The sequence below is a fragment of the Paenibacillus rigui genome (assembly GCF_002234615.1).
Taxonomy (GTDB): Bacteria; Bacillota; Bacilli; order Paenibacillales; family NBRC-103111; genus Paenibacillus_S; species Paenibacillus_S rigui.
In genome coordinates this window covers 1-19,048 of sequence record NZ_NMQW01000042.1, presented here as the reverse complement: position 1 = coordinate 19,048, position 19,048 = coordinate 1, and the positions used below count along the sequence as shown (strand labels likewise).

The window sequence follows — 19,048 nt, the reverse complement described above, 5'->3', positions numbered from 1 at the left end:
CCCCCTATTCGGTCTGAAAGCCGGTATTCCCCTTATTTCCAGACAACCTGTTCCCCATAATCCTTACCCCAGCTGTACATTAGCCTCAGAATCGGCATCAAGCTTTCCCCGTACTCCGTCAGTGAATATTCCACCCGCGGCGGCACTTCGGCGTATACTTTACGCGCCACCAACAGATCCTCCTCCAATTCGCGCAGCTGGTTGGTAAGCATTTTTTGCGTTATCGAAGGAATGAGCTTCTTCAGCTCGCTGAACCGCTTCGTCCCTTCAAGCCCGAGATGCCATAAAATAATAAGCTTCCATTTGCCGCCGATGACCGCAAGGGTCAATTCCTTTTCACAATTAATCATCTTCAAATCGATTCGCTCTTTTAATTGACTCGCCATATGAGCAGATCCCTCCTGCGCTTATTCATTTTATATAAAGCTGCCTGCCTGTAATACCTGTGAATATACAATAGTATCATGACGGTAACTACACCACTTTGAAGTGCGTACTTCCTTTATCGAAAGCATAGTCTTAGAATAAGTGTTGTTCAAGCGAAAAACAACTATTTGTCTAAGGAGTGAATAGCATGCAATTACAATTAGCATTGGATTTAGTCAATATTCCGGAAGCCAAGCAAGTGGTCAAGGAAGTGGAGGCTTATATCGACATCGTAGAAATCGGGACGCCCGTTGTCATAAATGAAGGCCTGAAAGCTGTAAAAGAAATCAAAGAAGCGTTTCCCGATCTGTTGGTGCTGGCTGATCTGAAAATTATGGACGCCGGGGGCTACGAGGTCATGAAAGCCTCCGAAGCCGGAGCGGATATTATTACCGTGTTAGGCGCATCCGACGATTCGACCATATCGGGAGCCGTGCAGGAAGCCCGCAAGCAAAACAAAAAAATCATGGTCGACATGATCAACGTGAAAAACATCGAAGAGCGCGCGCAAGAAATTGACGCTTTGGGCGTAGACTACATTTGCGTGCACTCCGGTTATGATCACCAAGCGGCAGGTAAAAATTCCTTTGAAGAGCTGAATGCGATCAAGCGTGTCGTGAAAAACGCGAAGACAGCCATCGCAGGAGGCATCAAGCTGAACACCCTGCCGGAAGTCATTAAAGCGAATCCGGATCTCGTCATCGTCGGCGGCGGCATTACCGGACACGAGGACAAGAAATCCGTTGCCGCTGAGATGCAGAAGCTGATTCAGCAAGGGTAATCGCCATGACGTCGAAGCCATCGATGAGAACAAGCGATTACACGAGTGCCATGATCAACGAGCTGCAGCGGACGCTCGAGCTGCTGTCGGAGGAGTCCGTCGAGCAGCTGGTGGAGAGAATCGCCAGAGCGCAAAAGGTGTTCGTCGCCGGTGCCGGCCGCTCCGGTCTGATGATGCGCGCCTTTGCAATGCGGCTTATGCATATGGGCTTTGCAGTGTATGTTGTCGGTGAAACCGTCACACCGGGATTAGGACCGGACGACCTGCTGATCATCGGCTCCGGCTCGGGGGAAACGAAGAGCCTCGCAGTTATGGCCGCCAAGGCCAAAGGCATCGGCGCCTCGCTCGCTGCGGCTACCACGAACCCTGAATCAACCATCGGTCAAATATCCGATGTTGTGATTCAAGTACTAGCCTCCCCTAAGGAGGCTTCGGATCAAGAGTCCTTTACGATTCAACCGATGGGCTCTCTCTTCGAGCAGAGCCTGCTCCTGGTATTCGATTCCATCATATTAAGGATGATGGATCGACAGGAGCTCGACGGCTCCGCCATGTTCGGCAGACATGCCAACCTGGAATAATGCATACAAAAACAACGCAGTGTTCTGCCATCCCGGCAGTGACTGCGTTGTTCTTTTTTTGGCAATCTATTATTTCTCATCAAATCCTCGTATCGCGCAGGTGCTTGATATCACTCATCGGCGGGCGTCCGAATGTGCGGGCGTACTCCCTGCTGAACTGGGAAGGGCTTTCGTAACCTACGCGAAAACCTGCCGTGGCGGCATCCAAGCCTTCCGTGAGCAGCAGCTGGCGTGCTTTTTGTAGTCGAATGACCTTTTGATACTGCAGCGGGCTCATTGCAGTTACTTTTTTGAAATGCTTGTGCAAAGCTGTGGGGCTCATGCTTACCGTTCTTGCCAACTCTTCGATGACGAGAGGCTCGGTATAATTACGGTTAATCAGATGTATCGCTTCGGAAATGCTTTGTGCATAGCTCCCGATCACGGCGAACTGTCTGAGCAGCGCTCCCTGCTCGCCCTGCATCACCCGATAAAATATTTCGCGGATGATAAGCGGAGCAAGCATCTCGATATCCATCGGCGTATCCAAAAGTTTGACGAGCCGTAAAATCGCATCTAATAAGGGAGGCGTGGATTGGTTCACCAAAAGGCCTCGTCCCGTCTCCCCGCTTCCCAGCGGACGGGTCTTCTTGACGATATCAAGCATGACATCGGGGGTCAGCGTTAATTGAAGGCTTAAATACGGAAGCTGCGGCGACGCATCTGTAATTCTCGCGATGACCGGCAGGTGAACGGAGCTCACCATATAAGCAGCCGAATCGCACCGGTAGCTTTCCCCTGCGAATATAGCGGTCTTGGAGCCTTGGGCGATGACATAAAGCGCGGGAATGTTCATGGTATTCGTCGGCTCCGATACCTGGGAAGCACGTCTGAAACAAAGGTCGGGAATCGCTGTATTGTGCTTGCCATCCATGGACGTGTGACGTTCAATCAATCCGGCCAATTCGTGTTGATAGCTCGAAACGGCAGGCGTGGAAACGAGTTGGCTCATCTTGCTTACCCTCCTTTTGCTTCCAATCTGTGAGGCTATTGTAACCAAGTGGGGCAGGATTAGGCAAGGAACGCGTCAGAATCGTCTACCTGGGATCTATTGATTTTCCCTATAATTCAAAGTGAAAACCAATATTAAACGGAAGAAGGATTCGATGATGAGCTTGGAAAAGAACGAAATTACGTCTGGAATCAAAGGCAAAGTCGTCGCTATTACCGGCGCAAGCAGTGGAATTGGTGAGGCCGCTGCACTTCTGCTTGCCGAGCGTGGAGCGAAGGTCGTGCTTGGGGCACGCGGAGCCGAGCGACTCGAGTCGCTGGCGGCACAAATCGTGAGTCGGGGCGGTGAGGCCGTTTATGTAAGTACGGATGTGAAACGACCTGAAGACCTGTCCCGTCTTGTCGGGTTGGCATGCGAACGGTATGGCCAGCTAGATGTGCTCATCAACAATGCAGGCATTATGCCGATTTCCCCCCTAGATGACCTGCGTGTCGAAGATTGGGAGGCCATGATCGACGTCAACATGAAGGGTGTGCTGTATGGCATCGCCGCAGCGCTGCCCGTCTTTCGCAAGCAGAATGCCGGACATTTCGTGAACGTCGCCTCTACAGCGGGACATAAAACCGTACCGAACCAATCGGTCTATTCCGGTACGAAGTTCGCCGTTCGTGCAATTTCCGAGGGGCTGCGTCAGGAGGCAGGGGATCAGCTGCGCGTAACGATCATTTCGCCGGGTATCGTACGAACAAATTTCACGGATGGCATGACAAATAAGCAGGAAAGGGACCGGCTTGCCACCGTCCGGGATACGCTGGCGATGCCGCCGGTTGCGGTTGCACGCGCAATTGCATTCGCAATTGAGCAGCCGGCCGACATTGATGTGAACGAGATCGTGATCCGCCCCACTGCACAGATGTAAGCCTACAGACTCCCCCAAAACGGGTCCGGTACACGCTTCGCAAATTTCAACAAAAAAAGAGTGACTCTCAGGTCCGCTGCTTGCGGAAATAAAGTCACTCTTTTGGACATTATTGGACGGTGCCCTGGCACCTGTTCCTTTTAATACACATCGCGCTGGTAGCGTCCTTGCTCCTGCATAGCATTCAGGTACGCTTCCGCCGCTTCACGGGTCAACGCGCCTTCTTGTTCAATGATATCAATAAGCGTATTATGGACATCTTTCGCCATGTGCTGCTTATCTCCGCAAATGTAGAAGTATGCTCCTTTGTCCAGCCATGCAAACAACTCTTTGCTGTTCTCCAGCATTTTATGCTGCACATATACTTTTTGAGCCGTGTCGCGGGAGAAGGCAGCGTCTAACCGGGTTAGTACCCCATCTTGCTGATATTGCTCCAGCTCGCTCTTATATAGGAAATCCGACGCTGAATGCTGGTCTCCAAAAAACAGCCACGATCTCCCTGCCGCTTTATTAACCGCCCGTTCCTGGATAAAGGAGCGGAATGGCGCAATGCCTGTCCCCGGACCCACCATAATAATATCTTGGTCTTGCGACTCCGGCAGATTAAAGTGCTTGTTTTGCTGAATAAATACCGGAATCGTATCTCCTTCAGGAAGACGTTCGGCACATTGAACGGAACAAACGCCTTTTCTTACGCGTCCGTTAGCCGTGTAGCGCACAGCGCCGATGGTCAGATGCACTTCCTCCGGATTAGCAGCGATGCTGCTTGCAATGGAATAAAGCCGCGGCGGCATTTTTCTGAGCAAAGAGACAATCTCTTGAGCAGATGCTTTCCACGGACCGAAGTCCTGCAGCAAGTCCAGCAAATCGCGTCCTTCCATATAGGCTTTCAGTTGATTTGCATCTTCGCTGGCTACAAGCTTTTGCAGCTCTTCGTTATCTGTCAGCCCTGCTGCCTGCTGCATAATTTTTTTCGTCAATAGCGTAATTTCAAAGTGCTTTAACAGCGCTTCTTTTAAAGGAAGGGGCTCCTCTTGCTTATTAATGACAACAGGCATTTCTGCATCCCATTTCATTTCTTCAAGAAGGGCGGCCACGAGCTCCGGATCATTTTCGGGGATCACGCCAAGGCAATCACCGGGTACATAGGAAAGGTCGGATCCTTGTAACGACAGCTCGATATGCCGGGTTTCTTTACTGGAGCCAGCTCCATTTAAATTTACATTCTTAAGCACTTTCGCTTGGAATGGATTTGTCCTCGAAAATGCAGCTAGTCCCTTTTTAACTTCAGTAGATTGCATCATCTTCACCTCAATAATTATATTTATCTAGGATAACACATGAAGAAAAAATCAGATATATTTTTTTCATTTACATTTCTAAATATTTATATTTTTAATTTATTTTACTAACCTAACCTGACCGGCCTCTCCCCATACCTTCTCCTATGCAAAAAATACCGGTGGAACGCCCCCCGGCACCGATAAGCAATGATTCAATTCTTTACATAATGAAGGGGCCAGGCTCATTGCGCCGATATCTTTTGCAGCTGCAGCTTGGACTCAAGCTTCACTGTTTTTTCAATATTTGAGCTCTTGTCAGCCCCACGCTCACCCGGCTAGACGACCGTCAAGCTGGACACGACATCCAGCCTCCGAATCGCTTCCACCGCAAGCGGCAGCTTGTCCGGCTTCACGCTTTTCAGCTTGAAGGCGAGCAGCATTTTACCTGCTTCCTGCGGAAACCGATGTTCAGGCTCCATCGGCTCGATCCTCAGATCGGATATTTGAATCTGATGCTCTCCGAAAATCGTAGCAATCCGCCCAAGCGATCCCGGGGCATCATAAATCGTCATCTCCAGATTATGATACCGGCGGTTGCGAAGCAGATGCTTTTCCCATTTGTTCAACGCATACAGGCTGACGAGCACCATGCCCGTACAAACGAATGCCCCTGTATAAAAGCCCGCTCCGACACACAGGCCAATCGCAGCCACCGTCCAGACCGAAGCCGCGGTCGTCAGGCCTTTGACCGCACTGCCGTTGCGCATAATGGCTCCCGCGCCCAAAAATCCGATGCCGCTGATGACCTGCGCAGCCAAACGGGCTGGGTCGACCCTTACATTAGGCTCCGACACGAACTGCGTAAACCCGTAGATCGACATCAGCATAATGGTTGCCGATCCAAGGCAAACCAGAATGTGCGTGCGGAAACCGGCCGCATGATTGCTCCACTCCCGCTCCATGCCGATAAGCCCTCCCAGCACGGCTGCCAATACCATACGAACGATCAAATCCAGATGGGATATTTCCCAGGTACTTGCCATCGGCTCAAACACGGCACTTCTCCTCCTTCGCTTAAAGCATCCCGTCACCTTTATGCCGACGGTATATTTCCTGTCATCTGCCTTCCATAGTACTCAAGCCGCTCGCGCGTAACCATGTCATTACCGGGACAAGCTTGTGTTTTTTTGCTCCCATCTGCGTTGTCCAGACCGTTTTTGCCCATAAACACGGCTTCTTTCAACGATCTCCGTTGACGAAGCCCGAAGGAGTACGCTAAATTGAGATTAAAATCTTTTTCGATGTCAGTTTATATGACGTAAACTTAACGATTGTATTGTCGCTGCCGCGGAATAGCCTCGCTTCGCCTTCAGCAAGTGACGTACAGCCGAATCGCGCTCAACAAGCCCATGCAGGAAAGGACTGGGCTCATTGTCCCTACCCTTTACGAACAAAGTCAGGAGGCCTCTTCCATGCCATCATCCAGGGCCAAACGTTCCATCCACAGCAGGCTCGTCCTGCTCGTCGCCTTGTTTATCGTGCTTCCCTTTGCCCTTATCGGCCTGTTGGGGTATGAACGGTCCACTACGGCCATCGAGCATAATGCGATTCAGTACAGCGACCAGCTCGTCCGCCAAATCAACAGCCAGCTTGACGCTTATTTTACAACGCTGCAGCAGACGACCTATCCGCTGCTGATCGATCCGTCTATTCAAGAGTTCGTCAAGCTGACACCGGACGAGCAGTATCAGCGCATCGTGCTGAACCGGGTGATCCAGGACGATTTATTCACCAATATCGTGTTCGGCCGCCCTGATATTTACAGCATCTCCATACTGACCGAGCAAGGAATCGGCATTTCCAAAAACGCCAGCATCGAAGCCAAAGAGATGTATCCTGTCTACAGCGAGAGCATGCAGGGCGCGACCTACAAAATTTTGGGCGTATCGCTGCAAAATTCCGTCCCGGTCTTAAATGTCGTCCGCCGGTTTTCGGATACCCGGACCTATCAATCGAATGCCCTGCTCCTTATCCAGCTGCGCATGAACGAGCTGATCCGCATCATTGAAAAGGTGAAGCTCGGCACGTCCGGCTTCGTCTGGATTATGGATGAGAACGGCAGAACTGTGTACCATCCCGATCCGCAAAAATGGGGCAGCGTCGAATACCCCGACCTTCTCGATAAGCTCAAGCACGGCAACAGCGGCTGGTTTACTACGGCCGGCAAAAGACTCGTCATCTACCACCAGTCCGACCTGACCCACTGGGTCATGGTGTCCGAAGTTCCGATTTCCGAGCTGACCGGCAATATAATCGGTCTCCGCAATGTGACGCTGTGGCTTGGAAGCGTGCTTATCGCCTTCATCCTGCTGCTGCTGGTCGGGTTCTCTCTCAAGCTGACCCGGTCGCTGACCTCGCTGCAGCGGCTGATGCGTAGGGCGGAGAACGGGGATCTGAACGTCCGCGCCCCGGAGAACGGGCTGGAGGAAATCGTCGAGCTGAACCGAAGCTTCAATAACATGGTCAGCGAGATCAACCGGCTGCTCGGAGAGGTACAGTCCTCGAAGCTGAAGGAGCAGGAAATGCAGCTGAGGCAAAAGGATTCCGAGCTGGAGGCGCTCCATTCGCAGATCAACCCGCATTTTCTGTACAACACGCTGGAGATCATCAATTCCCACGCCATCTTGGCCGACATGCCGATGATTAGCCGAATCGCCACGTCGCTCGCCGATTTATTCCGCTACAGCGTGGGGAGTCCGCGGGAGCAGGTGAGTCTGCTGGAGGAGTTGACGCACAGCCGCAGATATCTTGATATCCAATCCGAACGCTTCCCCAGCATGACGATCGGCATCCAATGCGCGGAGCACCAGTTATCGCAGGTCCGTTCCGTGCGTCTCGTCATCCAGCCGGTCGTTGAGAATGCATTCAAGCACGGGTACCAGCAGCACAAAATGCGCCCCGAATTCATCGGCATTCACGGAGAAGAACGGAATGGGCGCTACGTACTGACCATAGAGGATCGGGGAAAAGGAATGCCCCCGGCGGTGATGGAGCGGTATAATGCCGCTTTCGCCAAGGATGAGCCTCCCGCAGACCGGCCCGACGAACGGATGCCGAGCATCGGCCTGTGGAATGTACACCAGCGGCTTCGCCTGACATTCGGCAAGCCTTACGGCCTTACGATACGCAAATCCGACCTGTCCGGAACCCGGGTGGAAATTTGGCTTCCCTACGCGGAGCAAGGAGGACCTCACGATGTATAAAGTAGTCATCGCAGACGATGAACACATGATCAAAAAAAGCTTGGCCAAAATGATCAACGAGGCCGGACTCGGTTTTCAGGTCGTCGGCGAAGCCGAGGACGGCCGGGAAGCCCTGGAGCTGGTCACGGCCCTGCAGCCCTCCCTATTGATTACGGATATTAGCATGCCGGTAATGGACGGGCTTGAGCTCATTACGGAGCTGAAGCAGGGCACGGCTCCGATGGAAACGATCGTCATCTCCGGCTATGACGATTTCGACTACGTGCAGCATGCGCTGCGGCACGGCGTATCGGATTACCTGCTCAAGCCGATCAAGCCCGAGCAGGTAATCCGCATGCTGGAGCGCGTAGCCGCCAAATGGCAGGCGGAGCAGCAGGCGGCCAGAACGCGCAGCGACTGCCTGCCCGTCTGCCGGTCGCTGGCGGTAGAGCTGGCGGAGCGGCTGTGGACGCTGAACGAGGAGGGGATCGCCTCCGGCCTCGAAGCCGTTCACCGGCAGGCCGCGGAGCTGGCCGGAAGCAGCTACCAGCCCGGGCCGTTTTACTTCGATTTGCTCTCTTTCCTGAAGGAGGAGCTTGTGCGGTTGAGCGGGGGCGGGATTGTTCCGTCAGATGTACCTGTGTCCCATCGGGAGGAGCCTCCCGTCCCCGAAACGGCCCCAGAGCACGCGCAGGCAGGATTGATCGACGCCTTCGTCCTTCAGACGGCGGAGGCGATCCGGCAAAGCCGCAATTGGGGCTACCAGAAAACAATCTCCCGCGGCGTCCAATTTTTGCAGGAACGATTCGCTGACGAGCATCTCACCCTCCAAACGGTCGCAGAATACGTCGATATGTCCCCCTCTTACTTCAGCCGCGTGTTCAAGGAGCTGGTGGGGGTCGGCTTCATTCAGTACCTGATCCACCTGCGGTTGGAAAAGGCCAAGGAGCTGCTCGGCGATCCCGGAGCCAAAACGTACGAGGTGGCATTCAAGGTGGGATACGGGGATTATCCGCATTTTGCGAAGGCGTTCAAGAAGCGGTTCGGGCTTTCCCCGTCGGAGTATAAGAAAAAGATGAATTAAGCACAACAAGGAGATCCGCTGAGCCTCGGCTCTTCGAGTCTCCTTGTTTGTTTTTCCATCACCTGATTCACAGGGCTCACCTGGGCCTCTCGGTCATTGCCTCAGCTTCCCGAAGGAACTCCGTGTCCTGGCTTCGCAGCCTCCAATGCCGCTTCCCGCTGAAGGCGGGTTAGCTTGGGGCCCCTCGCTACGTAGTACAACAGCCCGCAGCCCAGGGCCGCGCTGATCGTACAAGACAACGTCATCCAGCCTGCTCCTCCGTAATTGAGCAAATAGCCGTTCACCAGATTGCCGGTAATTCCCGCCATGCCGACAAACACCATGTTGAAGACGCTCTGTCCCGTCGCCTGCATATGCTTCGCCACAACGACGGAGACATATTCGACCGCGGCAATATAGAAAAAGCCGAACGACAAGCCCTGCAGCACCTGCACGGAAAGCACGACCGCAGGCACCGGGAACAGCCACTGCACCCCCCAACGGACGATATAGGCAGCAGCGCCGAGCAGCAGCACGTTTTCCCTGCCGACCCGCGGAATGACGCGGGAAGCCAGCAGCATTGCCGGAATGTTGGACAATGCGGCAATCATCAGCCCCACGCCGGCGAGCGCGTAAGAACCGCCAATGGATTGGAACGCTTCGACGAAATACGTATTGAAAGCCGTCAGCGTCTGATTGACCATGAAGCAGCCTGCCAAAAAGAGCAAAAACCGTCTGTCCCGCAGCAATTCGGCCATCCCTTCCCTGAACGTTGCGGAGACGACCGCCCCGCTCTTCTGCTCCGGCAGCAGCAGTACAGTCATGACTGCGGTCAGATTGATCGCAAGAAAAGGAATCCAGAGATACGTAATGGGAACATGAGCCAAAAAGAGGCCCCCGGCGTAACCGGCCGCAGCATTGCCAAGACTTTGGAAGCAGCGAATCGTGCCGTACGACGTATTCGCTCGTCTGGCCGCGGTCACCGCGTAAGAATCGGCAATCGGCGCCTGCGCGGCGGTAAACACTGCCGACAGGGCATACACCGTCGAGAGGAGCAGAAGCCCTCTCGCATTGTAACCGGCCGCCAGCAGCGCCGGCACCGCCAGGCTGAGCACCAGCACGAGCTTCGTCCGCTGAAAGCGGTCGACGAGCGCTCCCCATACCGGCTGAATCGCAATAATCAGCAGCGAGCCGATCGACATGACCCAGCCCACCTGGCTGCTGGTCAATCCGTTGTGGACGAGCAGGGAGGTCAAATATGGATTCATCAAGCCTCCCGCCAGTCCGGTCATCAAGTAAAAGCCTCGCAATTGAAGCAGCATTCGCGCCGTTTCTTTCATTATGTCAACCTGCCTCCCTTATTCCGTACGACGCTCCCGACTGATCGACTATAGAAGTCTCAGCGTAAAGGTCCGATCCATTGGGGTTAGCAAATTGACATGCACATAAATGCAGCCGGGCGGATGAACGTCCTCCCAAATGTCGGATACCTTGTGCTCGCAGCACCCGGACGAAAATTCAATGGCATCGTCACCGCACCGGTATCGGAAGGAGCCGCTTTTCAGCAGGTATCGCCATTCGCTGATCCGCTCCAGTCCGTCGCCCTCCAGGCGCCCTTCCACACCGAGGACGAACGTTAGCTGCGTAAGCACATCCTCCTGTTCGCCGGAGACGACGCGCAGCTTCCACTCGTCCCGGGAGCGCGACAGCTCAGCGGACAAGGCGTGCCGCTGCAAATGAGTGATCGGCCGGTGCTGATGCGGCAGCAGATACCACGGGCTTGGCTCCAAGCTGACGGAAGCCAGCCCCGCCGCTGCAGCCGAGCTTGCCCATAAACCAGCCGCTACGCTCCCTGAGCTTGGATTTGAGGCGCTCTCGAAGCTTGCATCCAAGCTTATGCTTGAGCTTGCACGCAAGCCGGCGCGTAATGAGCTTGCAGCCGAGCCCGCACCGGTCAGCAGCGAAGACGGGATCGGGCCGTTGTAGCCTTTTTCCTCGATCTTCTCAAGCTTAAACTGGTCGAGCTCCTCCGATGCCGTCAGCCGGTCGAACACGATCGTCCCCGGGGCGAAGGAGGAAGCCAGCTTGATCCCGAGCAGCCGGGCCTGCCCGTGCCGCAGCGAGAAAAACGAAGGCGCCTGCGACATCACTGTCATGCTGTCGTCCAGCTCGCGGATGCGTACAAGGGGCGCCCCGAAGTGCAGGTGCAGCCGGCTGTAGCGCACTTGTCCATGATGGCCCGCGCTTTCCAGCCGGTCCACATACTTTTGCATCGGATAGTCCAGATGAATCGGCTTCACGTAGCAGTTCGGCAGCGGCGTTCTTGGCAGATCCTGCAGCCCGCGGGAATACAGCAGCGTTCCGACCGCCGGATGATTGTTCACGCCTTCTCTGAATTTATCCAGAGCTTCGCCTGCTGCGTCCGACATGGCCGCCATTAATGGATCCCGGTCATGCTCCGCCATCAGCCGGCAGATCAAAAAATAGTTCGATAAATCGAACGTCTGCCCCAAATCCTGGCGTCCGGAATATTCCGTCACCACATCCCCGTTCGGATGGATCATATATATCATCATCCGCAGATTGCGGCGTACCGGCTCCAGCAGCTCGGGCTGCCCGAACACTCTCGCCGTATGATACAGCGAAATATCGCTGACCGCGTTATAAATTCCATTGCTGCGCTCGGTCCACTCGCCCTCCTCCGTGATGTCGATTCCTTCCGCCAGCCAAGCCTGCGCCCGCTGCTTCAGCTCCGGCCGCTCGAACAGCTCATACAGCATCGCCAGAGCCGCGGTCAGCACCCAGCGGTGATTGGGCGTATGGCATCCGCCGGTGAGCATCGCGGGGATCGTTCGCTCGAGGAACAACCGCACGTTCAAGAGCGCCGGCTCCGCTTCCGGCCACGCCTCCCGCTTCAGCAGCTGGTATACCTGCGCGAGGCCCGTCACAACAAACGCCGTGTCCGGCGGTGAATGAAAGTTCGTTGCACCAAGCGAAATCGTACCGTCCGAATGCTGCCGGTTCAGCATAAATTGCGATGCCAGCCCAAACGCCTGCAGCAGCTTGGCATCGCGGTAATAGCGCGATTGCGGCTGGACGAGCGAGGCTGCCCAGGAAGCCATCACCACAGGCGTGCCCAAATGGTGAGGGCGGGCAATCCCGCTCGCCTCATCGACGACACCTCCGTTATATTTGGAAGCTGCGTCCATAATTTGACGCTTCCACCCGGCCTCCGTCCACCGGTCATTGCATTCCGTAAGTTGTACGAGGATCGGTTCCATGATCATCTTCCCCTATCGTTCTTCGTCTTCTACCCTAATTTATGCAGGAGGGCTCTCCCGCCGCCTTCACCCTAAGGAATGCAGAAGACGGTGGAAGAGCCCTATACCTATACCATGAGACATGTGCTTATTTTTTCGATTGGTTGTACCATTGCGTCGCTTCTTTGATCAGCTGGTCGCCTCCGCGTTTTTTCCAGTCGGCAACGAACTTGTCGAAGCCGTCCGAGGACTCCTTGCCTGTAATGACCTTCGCGGCGAATTCCAGCCACAGCCCGTCGAACTTGAGCTCCGGACGCGTCTTCAGCGTAGGCAGGGCCGGTATGCCGTCGCCGTCGTTCACACGGCCTTCTTTTTTGGATATTTCAAGCGCCTGAACGACCTTTTCGTTTTCCGGCTTGTTCTTCATGAATTCCGGATCGCTCAGGTACGTAGGGCCTGTGAAGCGGAACCATTCCTGACGCGCAATCTCCTCCTGCACCGCCGTCGCATCGCTTGCACTCGGATATTTGTATTTGATTTTGCCGTTCTCCATCGTGTAGTTGTCACCCTCGATACCGTAAGTGACGAGTCGCTGTCCCTCCTCCGTAAAGAAGAAGTCCATGAACTTAATAATTTCCTCCGGATTTTTGGCCGACTTGGAAATGACCCACGTTTTCGGATTGACAACGGAACGGATCAAGTAACCGCCTTTGCCGTCAGGGCCTACCGGAGACGGGATCGGAACCACGTTGGCATCCGGGCTGTTCTTCTTCACCTCGGCCGACCACAGCTGCGCCTCTTGGGCGGAGTGTGACCAGAAGCCGACAATGCCTTTCCCGCGGATTTTGGCATCCCAGTCTTTGCCCTGCTGCACGAACGATTCATTATCGAACAGCTTCTCGGCGTACAGCATCCGGTGGAAATCAAGCGCCGCCTTCATCTCCGGCAAAATGAAATTCGGCACCAGCTCCCCGTTGACGAGCTTCCAGCCCTCCGGGTTCACCCCGTAAGCGCCGAAGAAGGCGTCGCCGAAGCGGAATTTCTCCCTCGCGGACCAAGGCAGCTCGTCCTGCTTGCCATTGCCGTTCGGATCTTTATCGCGGAACGCCTTCATCACGGTGACGAATTCATCGAGTGTCTTCGGCACCGGCAAGCCGAGCTTGTCCAGCCAGTCCTTACGGATAAAGCTGGCTCCGCCGTAAGGGGCGGGCTCCAGCGTAGGGATACCGTAGATCACGCCGTCCTTGCTGACGGTTCCATACTGCCACGCTTCCTTCGGCAGCGCTTTTTTCATATTCGGCGCGTATTTATCGATCAAATCGTTCAGCGGCAGCAGCACTCCCGCATCGATCGCCGGAGCGACCTCCGTCGAGTTAATCCCGTCCGTTTGCAGCAGATCCGGGATTTCGCCGCTGGCGAAGATGAGCTGCAGCTTCTGCTTGAACTCCGCGTGGGGGATCAGCTCTACCTTCACGTTCGTTTTGGAAAGCTCCTTCAGCTTCTTCATATACTTGTTCTCATTGATGTTAGGGATACCTTCGATGTAAGGCAGACCGTTCGTGCTTTTGCCGATCGTGAAGGACGGCGCCCTTCGCGGCATCTCCCGCTTTTGAAGTAGTCTGCTTGTCGCTTCCGCAGCCGGCCAGCGTAAATCCGAGGAGCGTCGTGCCGGCCAGAATGGCGGCAGGTTTGTTCAGCTTGGTTCTCTTTTTCATAGAAACCTCTCCCTTTATCTGTGTGATTATATCGTTACCCTTTGACCGAGCCGAGCATGGAGCCCTTCACAAAATGCTTCTGGATCATCGGGTAAATGATCAATACCGGCAGCGTAGCAAAAATGATCGTAGCCATCTTGATGCCTTCCATCGATTGCAGGGCGAAGGCCGCCCCTTGCATCATTTCCTCCGCATCCGCCCCGACCAGGAGCTGTCTCAGCTTTACCTGCAGCGGGTACAGCGCCGGATCGCGAAGATACATGACCGCATTATAGTACCCGTTCCACAAGCTGACGGCGTAAAAGAGGCCGATCGTCGTAATGGACGGCAGGGAGATCGGGAGCACGATTTTCCACCACAGCTTGTACTCGCTGCATCCATCAATCTTCGCCGCCTCCAGCAGCCCGGTTTCAAGATTTCGGAAAAACGATACCATAATAATCAGGTTATACGCGCTGACCGCCGAAGGAATGATGAGCGACCAGAGCGAGTTCAGCAGGCCGAGGCCTTTAACCAACAGGTAGTTCGGAATAACCGGGATCTGGAAAATCATCGTAAATACGATCAGCAGCAGCATAAAGCTTCGCCCCTTCAGCTCCTGTCGCGACAGCCCGTAGGCCATCAGAGAGGTAAGCAGCAGGCTGACCGCGGTACCGACCACCGTAATGTAGACGGTCACGCCGAATGAGCGCCAAATGCCGGGATTGCTGAACACAGCCATATAATTGTCGATGTTGAACTGAACGGGAACGATCGTGACTTTTCCTTGCAGAATCGCCGACCCGCTGCTGAATGACCCCGCGAGAATGTTCAGGAACGGGAACAGCATCGATAAAGAAATGCAGGCAAGGACGATATAATTGCCCGCGATGAACGCTTTGCGCGATATGCTCATGCCAATCATAGTTTTGCTCCTTTCACCGTTAGGCTAATATAACGAATTGCCGGTTGTTTTCTTACTGAGCTGATTCGCCCCCATGACCAGCACAAGACCGATGACCGATTTGAACAATCCGACTGCCGTCGTATAGCTGTATTGACCTCCCAAAAGACCGATCCGGTAAATGTACGTATCCATAATTTCACCGGTTTCCGTAACCAGCGGGTTCAGCAGCATATAAATGTGCTCGAAGCCGAGATCCAGCATGCTTCCGATCCGCAGCAGCATCAGAACCATAATCGTCGGAAGCAGACTCGGCAGCGTAATACTGATCACCTGGCGAAGCTTGCCGGCTCCGTCCACATCAGCCGATTCATACAATTCCGGGTTGATTCCTGCAAGGGCCGCCAAGTAAATGATTGTTCCCCAGCCAACCTCTTTCCACATCCCTGACATGACGATAATACTTCGGAACCAGCTTGTTTCCTGGAGAAAAAAGATCGGCTCGATGCCGAGCAGCTTCAACAATTCATTCACCAAGCCTGAACTCGGGGAGAGAATGTTAATGACCAGCCCGCCGACGATAACCCAGGACAGAAAATGCGGCAGGTAAAGCAGCGTCTGAAACGTCCTTTTGAAAAAAGTGCGCCCCACTTCGTTTAACAACAAGGCCAGCAGCAGCGGCGCGGGAAATCCGAAAACGAGCTGGTACACGCTGATCAGCATTGTGTTTTTGAATACCTGATAAAATTCCGGATAAGCAAACAAATTGGAAAAATGCTTGAGCCCTACGAACGGGCTGCCGGTGACACCGTTAAACACGTTATAATCTTGAAAGGCAATGACCGTTCCGAGCAGCGGCACGTATTTAAAAATAATAAAGAACAACAAACCCGGCAGCACCATCGTATAAATTTCCCAATGCTTCCATAGGTAAGACTTCTTTTGGACCTTGATACGCTTTTGGTCTGGGGAGCTGTCGGCTGCCGGCTCAGGGAGATTCGTTTCCGTTAGGCCCGCTATTGATTTCATTTCAGTTCCTCCTCATGCATGATTGACGGTTGAATGGGCTATTCGCTGCCCTTCTGTGAGTGGGGGCTTTCTGTCTCCTATTGTATATGACATGTTATATATATTGACATGTATTTTCCCGTTTAACGTTGTGTTTTTTTGAAGCAGTGCTTTTCGCAAAAAACATGTCATGTATGCTGACCAGATGAACGGCTACGCTGCCTCAAAAGCGCCTCTCCTTAGCCTGTGAGCTCAACCGACCACCGTGTCGAGACACGTTCCTGGAATTCGCGAGCGATAGTGAAGCAGAGGCTTTAAGCCCACGTTATGATCGGCTATGCAACGCAAAAAAGCCCGGCTGAAATAAACTCAACCGGGCACATTTATTACAACCTTATAAAGCCTCTTCTATCTGCCAAACCTGCGGTTTTTTTTATTTATCACAGGGCCGGTTGTTTTTACACATTGCTCTATTGCATTGTCAATGCGTACCTTTATACATAACGGGTATTGCTGCTGCTATAAGGATCATACCCATAAAAGCGGGTGCGGCATGACCAAGTGATACATAGATTTGACCTCCAATGATAGGCCCAATCATTCTTGCTAAAGCCTGAATAGATTGGCTGCCTCCTTGAATCCTTCCTTGTTCACTAGAATCGACAGACTTGGAGAGCATCCCATTGAATGAAGGCCCAAAAATGGAATCACCAAAACCAAATATAAACATTCCAGCGATAAAAAGAGGATAGAATGAGAACAAAGCCGATACTGCAATAAGACTGTAGCCTATCATCTCCGAAACCATTCCAAGAATTGCTATCTGTTTATCATTAAGCTTTATCAAAAGCTTTGGCATAAAGAAACTCTGTGAAATGATGTCTTGGAAGCCCATAATTGAAAACATAAGTCCGATTAGTGCAGGCTTCCAACTGAAAGTATCTATTGTAAATTGTGAGAAAACGGCCTGTAAAGATCCGTTGGGTATCCAAAGTAAGAACGCTGAGATAAGCAGCCTTTTTAAGTTTTTCATGGAAAGTACGTTTGCAAGCTGTGTAAATGGATTCAGTCTTACAAAGGTAATCTCTTTCAGTCTATTTTTTTTGCCAAGGCTCTCAGGCATAAGAAAGAAACCATAAACAACATTCAATAAAGTGATGATTGCTCCGAAATACATGGGTGCAGAATAACCAAACTTGGCAAGTAATCCGCCTAGAGTTGGGCCAATGACGGTGCCTACACCTACAACCGCACTCACCCATCCAAAGTATTTGGTTCTCTGTTCTGGAGGAATGATGTCTGCAAAATAGGCGAAGATCATACCTACGCTCCCGCCTGTTATCCCTTCTATGATGCGCCCGGCAAATAGTACCCATAGAGCTCCCCCTATGCCAAAAACCAAGTACCCGATTGCGGAACCCAAAAGGCATACTAAGAGCAATGGACGACGGCCATATTTGTCGCTCAAAGCTCCAAGTCCGGGGGCCGCGAAAAACATGCAAACTGCATAAACAGAAGTCAACAGCGTAACAACTATAGCTTGTTCTCCCGGATTGCTTGTATAAGGCTGCACTAAGAATGGGACGACAGGGGTTATGATACTGAAGCCCATTCCGCAAAGAAACACAGAGATAAGACCGAATATTAAAGCGTGTTTATCTACGGTTTGTTCCGTGTTCTGTTCATTGTGTGATCTAAATTTGAACATTTTCATGCTCCCCTCAAAAATTATTATTTTGTTTCCTAGTCAACAAAAAAATCGTATCGTAGTTTTGTTTCCTTGTCAACAAAATAATAGCCATAAAAATGCAGCCTGTTCTCGAGAAGAGCTCGGCTGCCTGTGGTTTCATTTTCACTATTCAAATTTATTCCGGCTTCATATCTATACCCAGTTTCTTTATTTCTGCGTCCAAATGACTTCTATACTTGTTAAGGAAGCGAAGCATACTGTCAAATTGTTCCTCGGTTACCTGCTCAAATACGGCTTTATCCCGTTCTTGGAACTCTTTGTGCAGTTCCTCATGGATTTTATAAATTACTTTCCCTTGCTCCGTAATCCTAAAATAGATTTCTTTCTTGTTCTCCGGCTTCTGGTAGCTTTCGATAAGGCCCTTTTCTATAAGCTTCTTAGTTAATTTACTTATGGCGCCGCGAGTCATATAAAAGGCCTCCGCAAGTTTTGTCACGTTGGAATCTGCATTTCTTCCAATGTATTCGATACAATGTACTTCAGAAGGCTTATAACCCTTAAGACTGTCTTCCATCTTAAACTTATTAAGATAAACCATCTTGTTTAATAAGTCCCTGAAACCCATCATGACCTGATCTTCTTTGTTCATGGCCCGTCCTCCCGCTCGTTGGTGCAATATTATCTTTAAAATGGAATTGATCTTGTTCCTCGGTATATTTATTATAAGCAACATGGCACAATAAACCACCCCGAGAATTTGACAGTTGGATCACGAGGAGAATACCTGCGAAGAACTTGCATGATATGTATAGCAGGGGATCGTGCGATCTTTTTCCTTTAGAGGAGAACATACTAACGAGCTGCTTCCGAGTGGCATCGGGTTTCTTCACTTAAAATGTAATAGGGATCTCCGCCAGCTAACGGAGATCCCTATCGTATTTCAGTATTCAATTGTTATACTCCTTCCTGATACTCGTGGATACCCGCGCTCTGCACGCTTCGCCTTACACTTTCCCATTGGGCTATCCCCTTCCGATTGTTGTCGGTTATGTACCCGCCTATCCTTTCACCGGATACGCTTCGCCTATCGCTTTCCCATTGGGCTATCCCCTTCCGATTGTTGTCGGTTATGTACCCGCCTATCCTTTCACCGGATACGCTTCGCCTATCGCTTTCCCATTGGGCTATCCCCTTCCGATTGTTTTG

18 protein-coding genes are annotated in these 19,048 nt (G+C 52.4%); 5 read left to right on the top strand and 13 right to left on the bottom strand.

Translation table 11 applies throughout. The annotated features are described in order from the left end of the window. Positions 1-32 precede the first annotated feature (32 nt). On the bottom strand, positions 33-386 hold the full coding sequence (locus tag CF651_RS24670) for a winged helix-turn-helix transcriptional regulator (protein WP_094017548.1): 354 nt from the start codon (positions 384-386) through the stop codon (positions 33-35). Between the two features lie 188 nt (positions 387-574). On the opposite strand from CF651_RS24670, the gene hxlA reads away from it, so the two are divergent. Continuing rightward, positions 575-1,207, top strand: a complete 633-nt coding sequence (gene hxlA, locus CF651_RS24665) for a 3-hexulose-6-phosphate synthase (RefSeq protein WP_094017547.1) — start codon at positions 575-577, stop codon at positions 1,205-1,207. A 23-nt stretch (positions 1,208-1,230) separates the two neighbouring features. Beyond that, positions 1,231-1,788: a 6-phospho-3-hexuloisomerase gene (gene hxlB, locus CF651_RS24660; RefSeq protein ID WP_094017573.1), complete on the top strand. Its 558-nt coding sequence runs from the start codon at positions 1,231-1,233 to the stop codon at positions 1,786-1,788. A gap of 79 nt (positions 1,789-1,867) precedes the next feature. Here the strand turns inward: hxlB and CF651_RS24655 are convergent, their stop codons facing one another. Then, positions 1,868-2,779 carry an AraC family transcriptional regulator gene (locus CF651_RS24655; protein ID WP_094017546.1) on the bottom strand — a complete coding sequence of 304 codons (912 nt, stop codon included), beginning with the start codon at positions 2,777-2,779 and terminating at the stop codon, positions 1,868-1,870. Positions 2,780-2,936: 157 nt separating this feature from the next. Here CF651_RS24655 and CF651_RS24650 point away from each other — a divergent pair, with 157 nt between their 5' ends. Continuing rightward, positions 2,937-3,698: an SDR family oxidoreductase gene (locus CF651_RS24650; RefSeq protein ID WP_094017545.1), complete on the top strand. Its 762-nt coding sequence runs from the start codon at positions 2,937-2,939 to the stop codon at positions 3,696-3,698. Between the two features lie 140 nt (positions 3,699-3,838). On the opposite strand, the gene CF651_RS24645 is transcribed toward CF651_RS24650, so the two are convergent. Together CF651_RS24645 and CF651_RS24640 are read right to left on the bottom strand one after the other, a co-directional pair. Then, positions 3,839-5,002 carry a sulfite reductase subunit alpha gene (locus tag CF651_RS24645; protein WP_245856140.1) on the bottom strand — a complete coding sequence of 388 codons (1,164 nt, stop codon included), beginning with the start codon at positions 5,000-5,002 and terminating at the stop codon, positions 3,839-3,841. Between the two features lie 314 nt (positions 5,003-5,316). Then, positions 5,317-6,024, bottom strand: a complete 708-nt coding sequence (locus CF651_RS24640; protein ID WP_094017572.1) for an MgtC/SapB family protein — start codon at positions 6,022-6,024, stop codon at positions 5,317-5,319. A gap of 429 nt (positions 6,025-6,453) precedes the next feature. On the opposite strand from CF651_RS24640, the gene CF651_RS24635 reads away from it, so the two are divergent. Next, entirely contained in the window at positions 6,454-8,244 is a 1,791-nt protein-coding gene (locus CF651_RS24635; protein WP_179232976.1) for a cache domain-containing sensor histidine kinase, read from the top strand. Next, the gene (locus CF651_RS24630; RefSeq protein ID WP_094017542.1) at positions 8,237-9,307 is read left to right on the top strand and encodes a response regulator transcription factor; all 1,071 of its coding nucleotides are present in this window, start codon (positions 8,237-8,239) and stop codon (positions 9,305-9,307) included. Before CF651_RS24635 ends, CF651_RS24630 begins: the two co-directional genes overlap by 8 nt. A 101-nt stretch (positions 9,308-9,408) precedes the next feature. Here CF651_RS24630 and CF651_RS24625 read toward each other — a convergent pair whose 3' ends face one another. From CF651_RS24625 to CF651_RS32685, 9 genes are all read right to left on the bottom strand, one after another. Beyond that, a complete protein-coding gene (locus CF651_RS24625) occupies positions 9,409-10,626 on the bottom strand; it encodes an MFS transporter (protein WP_094017541.1) in 1,218 nt (405 codons plus the stop codon). A gap of 48 nt (positions 10,627-10,674) precedes the next feature. After that, positions 10,675-12,567 (bottom strand): hypothetical protein, encoded by a 1,893-nt coding sequence (locus CF651_RS24620; RefSeq protein ID WP_094017540.1) that lies wholly within the window; start codon positions 12,565-12,567, stop codon positions 10,675-10,677. 127 nt (positions 12,568-12,694) lie between these two features. Beyond that, a complete protein-coding gene (locus CF651_RS24615) occupies positions 12,695-14,053 on the bottom strand; it encodes an extracellular solute-binding protein (RefSeq protein ID WP_179232975.1) in 1,359 nt (452 codons plus the stop codon). A gap of 19 nt (positions 14,054-14,072) precedes the next feature. Beyond that, positions 14,073-14,261, bottom strand: coding sequence for a hypothetical protein (locus CF651_RS32020; RefSeq protein WP_144029106.1), 189 nt, complete (start codon positions 14,259-14,261; stop codon positions 14,073-14,075). Positions 14,262-14,295: 34 nt separating this feature from the next. Continuing rightward, on the bottom strand, positions 14,296-15,165 hold the full coding sequence (locus CF651_RS24610) for a carbohydrate ABC transporter permease (protein ID WP_094017538.1): 870 nt from the start codon (positions 15,163-15,165) through the stop codon (positions 14,296-14,298). Positions 15,166-15,189: 24 nt separating this feature from the next. Continuing rightward, positions 15,190-16,173 carry an ABC transporter permease gene (locus CF651_RS24605; protein ID WP_245856139.1) on the bottom strand — a complete coding sequence of 328 codons (984 nt, stop codon included), beginning with the start codon at positions 16,171-16,173 and terminating at the stop codon, positions 15,190-15,192. A 460-nt stretch (positions 16,174-16,633) separates the two neighbouring features. Continuing rightward, positions 16,634-17,860, bottom strand: coding sequence for an MFS transporter (locus tag CF651_RS24600; RefSeq protein ID WP_094017537.1), 1,227 nt, complete (start codon positions 17,858-17,860; stop codon positions 16,634-16,636). Positions 17,861-18,017: 157 nt separating this feature from the next. After that, entirely contained in the window at positions 18,018-18,491 is a 474-nt protein-coding gene (locus CF651_RS24595) for a MarR family transcriptional regulator (protein WP_094017536.1), read from the bottom strand. Between the two features lie 305 nt (positions 18,492-18,796). Then, a partial coding sequence (locus CF651_RS32685; protein ID WP_218827873.1) for a hypothetical protein occupies positions 18,797-19,048 on the bottom strand: 252 nt, incomplete at its 5' end.

Bases quoted from the DNA above. Each gene is read 5' to 3' on its own strand.
- CF651_RS24640 (WP_094017572.1), bottom strand. From the start codon at position 6,024: ATGGCAAGTACCTGGGAAATATCCCATCTGGATTTGATCGTTCGTATG.
- CF651_RS24615 (WP_179232975.1), bottom strand. From the start codon at position 14,053: ATGAAGAAGCTGAAGGAGCTTTCCAAAACGAACGTGAAGGTAGAGCTG.
- CF651_RS24610 (WP_094017538.1), bottom strand. From the start codon at position 15,165: ATGATTGGCATGAGCATATCGCGCAAAGCGTTCATCGCGGGCAATTAT.
- CF651_RS32020 (WP_144029106.1), bottom strand. From the start codon at position 14,261: ATGAAAAAGAGAACCAAGCTGAACAAACCTGCCGCCATTCTGGCCGGC.
- CF651_RS24595 (WP_094017536.1), bottom strand. From the start codon at position 18,491: ATGAACAAAGAAGATCAGGTCATGATGGGTTTCAGGGACTTATTAAAC.
- CF651_RS24635 (WP_179232976.1), top strand. From the start codon at position 6,454: ATGCCATCATCCAGGGCCAAACGTTCCATCCACAGCAGGCTCGTCCTG.
- CF651_RS24670 (WP_094017548.1), bottom strand. From the start codon at position 386: ATGGCGAGTCAATTAAAAGAGCGAATCGATTTGAAGATGATTAATTGT.
- hxlA (WP_094017547.1), top strand. From the start codon at position 575: ATGCAATTACAATTAGCATTGGATTTAGTCAATATTCCGGAAGCCAAG.
- CF651_RS24605 (WP_245856139.1), bottom strand. From the start codon at position 16,173: ATGAAATCAATAGCGGGCCTAACGGAAACGAATCTCCCTGAGCCGGCA.
- CF651_RS24655 (WP_094017546.1), bottom strand. From the start codon at position 2,779: ATGAGCCAACTCGTTTCCACGCCTGCCGTTTCGAGCTATCAACACGAA.
- CF651_RS24620 (WP_094017540.1), bottom strand. From the start codon at position 12,567: ATGGAACCGATCCTCGTACAACTTACGGAATGCAATGACCGGTGGACG.
- CF651_RS24600 (WP_094017537.1), bottom strand. From the start codon at position 17,860: ATGTTCAAATTTAGATCACACAATGAACAGAACACGGAACAAACCGTA.
- CF651_RS24645 (WP_245856140.1), bottom strand. From the start codon at position 5,002: ATGATGCAATCTACTGAAGTTAAAAAGGGACTAGCTGCATTTTCGAGG.
- CF651_RS24625 (WP_094017541.1), bottom strand. From the start codon at position 10,626: ATGAAAGAAACGGCGCGAATGCTGCTTCAATTGCGAGGCTTTTACTTG.
- hxlB (WP_094017573.1), top strand. From the start codon at position 1,231: ATGAGAACAAGCGATTACACGAGTGCCATGATCAACGAGCTGCAGCGG.
- CF651_RS24650 (WP_094017545.1), top strand. From the start codon at position 2,937: ATGAGCTTGGAAAAGAACGAAATTACGTCTGGAATCAAAGGCAAAGTC.
- CF651_RS24630 (WP_094017542.1), top strand. From the start codon at position 8,237: ATGTATAAAGTAGTCATCGCAGACGATGAACACATGATCAAAAAAAGC.